This window comes from uncultured Georgenia sp. (genome assembly GCF_937958535.1).
Classification (GTDB): Bacteria; Actinomycetota; Actinomycetes; order Actinomycetales; family Actinomycetaceae; genus Oceanitalea.
The window spans coordinates 1-8,596 of the sequence record NZ_CALGNQ010000265.1 but is presented as its reverse complement, the minus strand read 5'-3'; the positions used below and the strand labels follow the sequence as shown (position 1 = coordinate 8,596).

Annotated in this window: 8 protein-coding genes; all 8 read left to right on the top strand. The window is 73.5% G+C overall.

Annotated elements, in window-relative coordinates:
- The first annotated feature begins 82 nt into the window (after positions 1 to 82).
- Positions 83 to 430, top strand: a complete 348-nt coding sequence (locus Q0195_RS14470; RefSeq protein WP_299279775.1) for a hypothetical protein — start codon at positions 83 to 85, stop codon at positions 428 to 430.
- A 4-nt stretch (positions 431 to 434) separates the two neighbouring features.
- Complete coding sequence (locus Q0195_RS14465; protein WP_299279773.1) at positions 435 to 920, top strand: DUF456 domain-containing protein; 486 nt, start codon at positions 435 to 437, stop codon at positions 918 to 920.
- Positions 921 to 960: 40 nt separating this feature from the next.
- Complete coding sequence (gene pcrA / locus Q0195_RS14460) at positions 961 to 3,396, top strand: DNA helicase PcrA (RefSeq protein ID WP_299279771.1); 2,436 nt, start codon at positions 961 to 963, stop codon at positions 3,394 to 3,396.
- A 174-nt stretch (positions 3,397 to 3,570) separates the two neighbouring features.
- Entirely contained in the window at positions 3,571 to 5,490 is a 1,920-nt protein-coding gene (locus Q0195_RS14455) for an acyltransferase family protein (protein WP_299279769.1), read from the top strand.
- A 137-nt stretch (positions 5,491 to 5,627) separates the two neighbouring features.
- Positions 5,628 to 6,227, top strand: coding sequence for a DNA-3-methyladenine glycosylase I (locus Q0195_RS14450; RefSeq protein WP_299279767.1), 600 nt, complete (start codon positions 5,628 to 5,630; stop codon positions 6,225 to 6,227).
- Positions 6,228 to 6,326: 99 nt separating this feature from the next.
- The gene (locus Q0195_RS14445) at positions 6,327 to 6,932 is read left to right on the top strand and encodes a class I SAM-dependent methyltransferase (RefSeq protein WP_299279765.1); all 606 of its coding nucleotides are present in this window, start codon (positions 6,327 to 6,329) and stop codon (positions 6,930 to 6,932) included.
- A 52-nt stretch (positions 6,933 to 6,984) separates the two neighbouring features.
- The gene (locus Q0195_RS14440; protein ID WP_299279763.1) at positions 6,985 to 7,554 is read left to right on the top strand and encodes a glutathione peroxidase; all 570 of its coding nucleotides are present in this window, start codon (positions 6,985 to 6,987) and stop codon (positions 7,552 to 7,554) included.
- A 262-nt stretch (positions 7,555 to 7,816) separates the two neighbouring features.
- Positions 7,817 to 8,596 (top strand): ATP-grasp domain-containing protein (locus Q0195_RS14435; protein ID WP_299279761.1); only part of this gene is annotated, 780 nt, incomplete at its 3' end.

Genomic DNA, 8,596 nt, shown 5'->3' with positions numbered 1-8,596 from the left:
GGTGCGGCCGGGCGGGTGGAGACGGCACGGGTCGCGCCCTGCGGCTGGGCGCGAGGACCCCGCGCTCGCCTACGCTGACGCCATGACAGTCGTCTACTACCTTCTCCTCTTCCTCCACTTCGTCGGCTGGGCCATCGTGCTCGGTGGCACGGTGACCAACATCCGCACCCCGCGGCTCGCCAACGGTGTGCTCCACGGTGCGCTCACCGCGCTCGTCTCCGGGATCCTCATGACCGGCATCGCGGAGATGGCCGACGGGCTGCCCGAGCTCAACCACATGAAGATCGGCATCAAGCTCGTCGTGGCCGCCGTCATCACCGCGCTCGTCATCGTGGCCGGCCGCCGCAAGGACGGTCCGAGCAGCGGGCTCGTCGGCGCCATCGCGGCGCTGACCACCCTCAACATCGCCATCGCCGCCCTGTGGCGCTGACCTGATGGGGGCGCTCGGCGAGGCCGTCGTCCTGCTCGTCGTCGTCGTCGGGCTCGTCGGGGCGGTCGTCCAGGTCGTCCCGGGCGGCGGGTTCCTCGTCGGGGCGGCCGTCGTCGTCTGGGCGGCCGTCACCGGTGGCGGCGTGGGCTGGACCGTCGGTGCCGTCGCGGTGGTCGCCGTCGTGGCCGCCGAGATCGGCAAGTACCTCCTCGCCGGGCGCTACCTCAGCCGGGGCGGGGTGCCGAGCCGCACCCTGCTCATCGGGGGCGCCGCCGGTGTCGTCGGCTTCTTCGTCGTCCCCGTCATCGGCCTGCCGCTCGGGTTCGTCCTCGGGGTCTACGCCGCCGAGAGCCTGCGGTTGCGGGACCAGGGCGACGCCTGGCGCGCCACCTGGCGGGCGATGAAGGCCGCCGGGCTCGCGATCCTCGTCGAGCTGTCCGGCGCGCTCGTCGCCACGGCCGCGCTCCTCGTCGGCATGTGGCAGACGTGAGGACCGGTCCGTCGGTGGGAGCGCCTACCCTGGAGGGGTCATGACCTCCCTCTTCGACAACCTGCCCGGGCTCCTCGGCCCGGACCGTCCGCCGTTGCCCGCCGCCGTCCCGCCGCGAGACGACGACGCCGGGTCGGGCGACGCCGCCCAGCGCCGCACCGACCTCCTGGACGGCCTCAACCCCCAGCAGCGCGCCGCCGTCCTCCACGAGGGAGGTCCGCTCCTCATCGTCGCGGGCGCCGGGTCGGGCAAGACCCGTGTCCTCACCCACCGGATCGCCCACCTGCTGGCCACCAGGCGTGCCCGGGCGGGGGAGATCCTGGCGATCACCTTCACCAACAAGGCCGCCGCGGAGATGCGCGAGCGGGTCACCGACCTCGTCGGGCCGGTGGCCCGGCACATGTGGGTGTCCACCTTCCACTCCGCGTGCGTGCGGATCCTGCGCCGCGAGCACGCCACGCTCGGGCTGCGGTCGAACTTCTCCATCTACGACGCCGCCGACTCCCAGCGGCTCATGACGCTGGTCGTGCGTCAGCTCGACCTCGACCCCAAGCGCTTCCCGCCCAAGGCGTTCTCCCGGCAGGTCTCCGACCTGAAGAACGAGCTCGTCGACCCGGACACCTTCGCCGCGGGCATCGACGAGGGCAACGCCTACGACGCCGCGCTCGCGCAGGCCTACCGCGAGTACGACGCGCGGCTGCGGCAGGCCCACGCGCTGGACTTCGACGACCTCATCATGCAGACGGTCAACCTGCTCCAGGCCTTCCCGCACGTGGCCGAGCACTACCGGCGCCGCTTCCGCCACGTCCTCGTCGACGAGTACCAGGACACCAACCACGCCCAGTACGTCCTCGTCCGCGAGCTCGCCGGGGTCCTGGACGAGGAGTCGGAGCTACCGCCCGCCGAGCTCACCGTCGTGGGTGACGCGGACCAGTCGATCTACGCCTTCCGGGGCGCCACGATCCGCAACATCCTGGAGTTCGAGGCGGACTACCCCGAGGCGACGACGATCCTCCTCGAGCAGAACTACCGCTCCACCCAGAACATCCTCAGCGCCGCGAACGCCGTCATCTCCCGCAACCCCAACCGGCGCGCGAAGAACCTGTGGACCAGCAGCGGCGCCGGCCCCAAGGTGGTCGGCTACGTCGCGGACTCCGAGCACCAGGAGGCCCGCTTCATCGCCGAGGAGATCGACCGGCTCGCCGACTCCGCGGGCGTGCGTCCCGGCGACGTCGCCGTCTTCTACCGCACCAACGCCCAGTCCCGGGCGCTGGAGGAGGTCCTCATCCGTGCGGGGATCCCCTACAAGGTGGTCGGCGGCACCCGCTTCTACGAGCGCCGGGAGATCAAGGACGCGCTGGCCTACCTGCGTGCGGTGGCCAACCCGGACGACACCGTCAACCTGCGCCGCATCCTCAACGTGCCCAAGCGGGGCCTGGGAGAGCGGGCCGAGGCGATGCTCGCGGCCCACGCCGAGCGGGAGCGGGTGTCCTTCGGGCAGGCGATCGAGCATGCCGCCGCCCCCGCCGGCACGGCACCGGAGGTGCTCGGCCTGGCCACCCGCAGCCGCACCCAGGTGCGCGCCTTCCACGAGCTCATGGCCGGGCTGCGCGACATGCTCGCCGCCGGTGCGAGCCCTGCCGAGATCCTCGACGCCGCGCTGGACCGCTCCGGCTACCTCGCCGAGCTGCGCGCGAGCGACGACCCGCAGGACGCCTCCCGGGTGGAGAACCTCGCCGAGCTGCACGCGGTGGCCACCGAGTTCAGCGAGCTCGACCCGGACGGCGACCTCGGCGACTTCCTCGAGCGGGTCGCCCTCGTCGCCGACTCCGACCAGATCCCCGACGACGACGCCGCCGACCAGGGCCAGGTCACCCTCATGACCGTCCACACCGCCAAGGGGCTGGAGTTCCCGGTGGTCTTCGTCACCGGCCTGGAGGACGGCACCTTCCCCCACCAGCGCTCGCTGAGCGACGAGGAGGAGCTCGCCGAGGAACGCCGCCTGGCCTACGTCGCGCTCACCCGCGCCCGCACGTGGCTCTACGTCTCCCGGGCGGCCGTGCGCACCGCCTTCGGCATGCCCCAGCAGCTGCCGCCGAGCCGGTTCCTCGCCGACATCCCCGAGGAGCTGCTCGACTGGCGCCGGGCCGAGTCCTCGATGGACTCCCTGCGGAGCGCCGGCGGCGGATGGGGCAGCGGCCACGGCCGCGGCACCGGCGCGGGCTACGGCACCGGCCGCAGCGGCCCCGTGCGCACCCGCCGGTCCGAGCCGCCGACCTTCGGCGGCCCCACCCCGCGCCCGGCCGGCGACATCCCGGGCTTCGACATCGGCGACAAGGTGACGCACGACTCCTACGGTCTGGGCACCGTCGTCGGTCTCGAGGGCTCCGGCTCCAGCGCCGTCGCCCAGGTCGACTTCGGTGGGGGCGAGGTCAAGCGCCTGCTCCTGCGGTACGCCCCGATCACCAAGCTCTGAGCCCGGCCCGGAGGCGCCCCGGCCCCCGTCCGGGTGCGTGCGGGCTGCCCGGCCGTCCTCGCGCGGGCCCCCGCCACCGCCCGACGGCGCGACACAGATCACCGGCGCGGCTCCCGCGACGTCGTCCCACCCCGCCCTAACCTGGTCTCCGACACAACTGTCGAGGAGGCGCGGATGGCGCAGACCACCGCACCGGCGCGCACCGCGCGCCCCCGGGGCGCGGGACGCCGCCCGTCCGGCACCGACCCCAGGACCGGGCACATCCACGGCCTCGACGGGCTGCGGGCGCTCGCCGTCGGGGCCGTCCTCGTCTACCACCTGCGGCCCACGTCGCTGCCCGGCGGCTTCCTCGGCGTCGACGTCTTCTTCGTCATCTCCGGCTTCCTCATCACCACCCTGCTCCTGCGCGAGCTGGGCAGCCGGGGGCGGCTCGACCTGCCGCGGTTCTGGCTGCGCCGGGCGCGCCGGCTGCTCCCCGCGCTCGTCAGCGTGGTCCTGGTGAGCGTGAGCCTGGCCGCCGTGGTCGGCGGCGACCTGCTCGTCGACATCGGCCGGCAGGTTCTCGGGGTGCTCACCTTCTCCAACAACTGGCTGGAGATCGGGGCCGGGTCGAGCTACTTCGCCCAGACCGCCCCCCAGCTCTTCGTCAACTTCTGGTCCCTCGCGGTGGAGGAGCAGTTCTACCTGCTCTGGCCGGTCCTGCTCGTCCTTCTCCTGGCGCTGACGCGGACGAGCCGGCAGCGGGTGCAGGTGGCGCTGGCCGTCGCGGGGGTGTCGGCCGTCCTCATGGCGGTGCTCCACACGCCGGGGGAGGACGCCACCCGCGTCTACTACGGCACCGACACCCACCTCTTCGGCCTCATGATCGGCGTCGCCCTCGCCTTCTCCTGGGCCGCGCCCCGCAGTCCGCTCCACACCCCGGCGTGGCAGCGGCTGCGCCAAGGGGCGGCGCTCGCCGCCGCGCTCGGGCTCGGGTGGCTCATGACGGTGCTCGACGCCGACTCCGCCGTCACCTTCCGCGGCGGGATCCTCGCCGCCTCGCTGCTCACCGCCGTGCTCGTCGCCGCCCTCCTCGGGCCGGGCTCGCTCTACCAGCGCGTCCTGGACCTGCCGCCCATGGTCTGGCTCGGGCAGCGCTCCTACGGCATCTACCTGTGGCACTGGCCGGTCATCCTCATCCTCACCGAGCTGTTCCCGGCCACCACCTACGACTCCGCCGTCAGCTGGACCACCCGCGGCCTGGCGCTGGGCCTGACGCTCACCGCGGCAGCGGTGTCCTACCGCTGGCTGGAGCAGCCCGTCCGCCGCGAGGGCTTCCGCGGGGTGTGGCGCCGCTGGCGTGCCGCGCTGCACGGCAGCGGGCGGCGCGCGGCCTGGCTCGTCGCGGGGACGACGGCGGTGCTCGCCGTGACCACGGCGGTGGCCGTGGCCACCGCCCCCGAGGAGTCGCGCACCCAGCAGCAGATCGAGGCGAACGAGGAGCTCGTCGCCGCCACCGCGCCCGACGGCGCCGAGGCGGACGCCGCGACGACCGCCCAGCCCGCGGCCCAGCAGACCGGCGACCCCCAGGAGGCACCCGCCGCCATCGACCGGAGCGTCCCGAGCGGTGAGGAGATCACCGGGTTCGGCGACTCGATCATGGTGACCAGCGCCCACGGCCTCACCCACCGGTGGCCCGAGATCGCCCTCGACGCCAAGTCGAACCGGCAGTGGCCCGACGGGCTGGCCGCGATCGAGCAGGCGCTGGCCCATGGCACGGTGCGCCGCGGCGTCGTCCTCGACTTCGGCACGAACGCCGGCGTGGACGAGGCGGTGGTGCGGTCGGCGCTGGACGCCCTGGGGCCGGAGCGGATGGTCGTGGTCGTCAACCTCTACGGCGGCTCGTACTGGGTGCCCGAGGCGAACGAGACGCTCGCGCGTGTCGTGGCGGACTACCCGAACGCCATCATCGCGGACTGGTACGCGGCCATCGACGCCGCTCCGGAGCAGCTGCAGTCCGACGGCATCCACCCGGACATCGCCGGCGGACACCTGTACACGGAGGTGGTCGCCGACGCCTTCGTCGAGCTGTCCGAGCGGCTGCAGCAGGAGTAGCGCCGGGCTCACCCGGCCCGCACGACCTCCTCCGGCCGGCGCCCGCAGGCGTCGGTCCACGACGCGGTGTGCGGGAGCGCCGCGCGGGGCGGCATCCGCTCACCGGGCGGCGGTCCGCCGATGAGAAGGTGGTACCCGTGGACCAGGCAGACCTCATCGTCGGCGAGGACGGGCTGGCCCGACCTGCGTGGGCGGCCCGCGACCCCCTCCTGCGTGAGTACTACGACACCGAGTGGGGCATGCCGGTGCGGGACGAGCGCGGGCTGTTCGAGCGGCTCAGCCTCGAGGTCTTCCAGTCGGGCCTGGCCTGGGTGACGATCCTGCGCAAACGCCCCGCGTTCCGGGACGCCTTCGCCGACTTCGACCCCGACGCCGTGGCGGCCTTCGACGAGGACGACGTCGCCCGGCTGCTCGCCGACGCCCGGATCGTGCGCAACCGCCGCAAGATCGAGGCGACCGTCGCCAACGCGCGGGCGACCGTCGCGCTGCGCCCCGAGGGCGGGCTGCCCGCGCTCATCTGGTCCTTCCGGCCCGCCCGGACGCCGCGGCCCCGCACCCTCGCCGAGGTGCCCACGACCTCCCCCGAGTCCGTCGCCCTCGCCGAGGCGCTGCGGGCGCGCGGCTTCCGGCACGTCGGCCCGACGACGATGTTCGCCCTCATGGAGGCCGTCGGCATCGTCGACACCCACCTCCTCGGCAGCCATCGACGCGCCCGCTCCGGGATCTGGCCGGACTGACGCCCCGGACCTCCCGCACGCCTCAGTGCGACCCGGACCCTGACCACGCCGCGGCGGCCGGCACGGATCCGGCCGGGCAGGAGCAGGCAGACTGGACCCATGACCGAACCGAGCAAGTGGGTCCAGATCACCAGGTCCAACCCCGACCACTCGACCTGGTACGTCCAGCGCTTCCGCCAGATGGCGGCTGCCGGCGCGGACCTCGTCGGGGAGGCCCGGCTGGTCGACGCCCTCGTCCCGCGAGGAGCGCGGATCCTCGACGCCGGGTGCGGCCCGGGCCGCCACGGCGGCTACCTGGCCGAGGCCGGGCACGAGGTCGTCGGCGTGGACGTCGACCCCGTGCTCATCGAGGCGGCTCAGGAGGACTTCCCCGGCGCGACCTGGCTGGTCGGCGACCTCGCCGAGCTCGACCTGCCCGCCCGCGGCATCACCGAGCCGTTCGACGCCATCCTGTGCGCCGGCAACGTCATGACCTTCCTCGCCGAGAGCACCCGGGTCGAGGTGCTGCGGCGCATGGCGCGCCACCTGCGGGCCGACGGGCGTGCCGCGATCGGGTTCGGGGCCGGGCGGGGCTACGCCTTCGACGACTTCCTCGCCGACGCCCGGGAGGGCGGCCTGGTCCCCGACCTCCTGCTCTCCACGTGGGACCTGCGACCGCTGGAGGAAACCTCCGACTTCCTCGTAGCCGTCCTCCGGCGCGGCTGACCGGCCGGAGCGTCGTACGGTGGGGCGCAGGACCACGCCAGAACGGAGCACGATGACGACCACGACCCACGACTTCACCGCGACGCGGGCCGACGGGACGAGCGTCCCGCTCGCCGAGTACGCCGGCCGGCTCCTGCTCATCGTCAACGTCGCGAGCAAGTGCGGGCTCACCCCGCAGTACGAGGGCCTCGAGGCGCTGTACCGGGAGCTGCGCGACCAGGGTCTGGAGATCCTCGCCTTCCCCTGCAACCAGTTCCGCGGCCAGGAGCCCGGCACCGACGAGGAGATCGTGGAGTTCTGCCGGCTCACCTACGACGTCACCTTCCCGGTGTTCCGCAAGATCGACGTCAACGGGCCGGACGCCCACCCGCTCTACGCCCACCTGCGCGCCGCGGACCCGGGCGACTGGGGGCCGCGCCACGGGGCGTTCTACGAGCGGCTCAAGGACGTCACGCCGGCCCGCGAGCCCGGTGACATCGCATGGAACTTCACCAAGTTCCTCGTCGGCCGGGACGGCCGGGTGCTCGCGCGCTACGAACCGCCGGTCCCACCGGAGCAGATCCGTGCCGACATCCTCGAGATCCTCGCGCAGGAGTCCGCCTCGGCGACGGCCGGACACTGACGCCGGGCGGCCGCCGGGGGCAGGTCGCCGCCCTCGACGAGGTGTCCGTCCCCTTCCGCCGAGGTGACGACGGTCACGCACCCGGGGCCGCGCCTCTCCGCCCCCAGGGGCTCATTTGCGCCGTCCGACGGCGGAACGTGCGGCTCCGGCCCGTCCGCGGCCGGAGGCCTGGGAAGGCCCCTGCGCCCGCTGGGCGGTACAGTGGACGCCGATGTCTCGATGTCGAGGCAATCCGAGAGCAGTCGATGAGAGGACTCACCTGGTGGACCTTTTCGAGTACCAGGCGCGGGACGTGTTCGAGAAGCACGGCGTGCCCGTCCTGGGCGGAATCGTGGCGACCACGCCGGCGGAGGCTCGGGCCGCCGCCGAGCAGCTGGGCGGCGGGACCGTCGTCGTCAAGGCGCAGGTCAAGACCGGCGGCCGCGGCAAGGCGGGCGGCGTCAAGCTCGCCCACAGCCCGGAGGAGGCCGAGGCGCGTGCGCGCGAGATCCTCGGCATGGACATCAAGGGTCACACCGTCCACCGCGTGATGGTCGCCGAGGGCGCCAAGATCGCCGAGGAGTACTACTTCTCCGTGCTCCTCGACCGGGCCGAGCGCCGCTACCTGGCGATGGCCAGCGTCGAGGGCGGCATGGAGATCGAGCAGCTCGCCGTCGAGCGGCCGGAAGCGCTGGCGCGCGTGCCGGTCGACCCGATCGTGGGCATCGACGAGGCCAAGGCGCAGGAGATCGTCACCGCGGCGGGTTTCGCGCCCGAGGTGGCCGACACGGTGGCCGACGTCATCCTCAAGCTGTGGCAGGTGTACAAGCAGGAGGACGCGACGCTCGTCGAGGTCAACCCGCTCGTGCGCACCGAGGACGGCCAGGTCATCGCCCTCGACGGCAAGGTCACCCTCGACGACAACGCCGCCTTCCGTCACCCCGAGCACGCCGAGCTCGAGGACAAGGACGAGGCCAACCCGCTGGAGGCCCAGGCCAAGGAGCTCGGCCTCAACTACGTCAAGCTCGACGGCCAGGTCGGCATCATCGGCAACGGCGCGGGC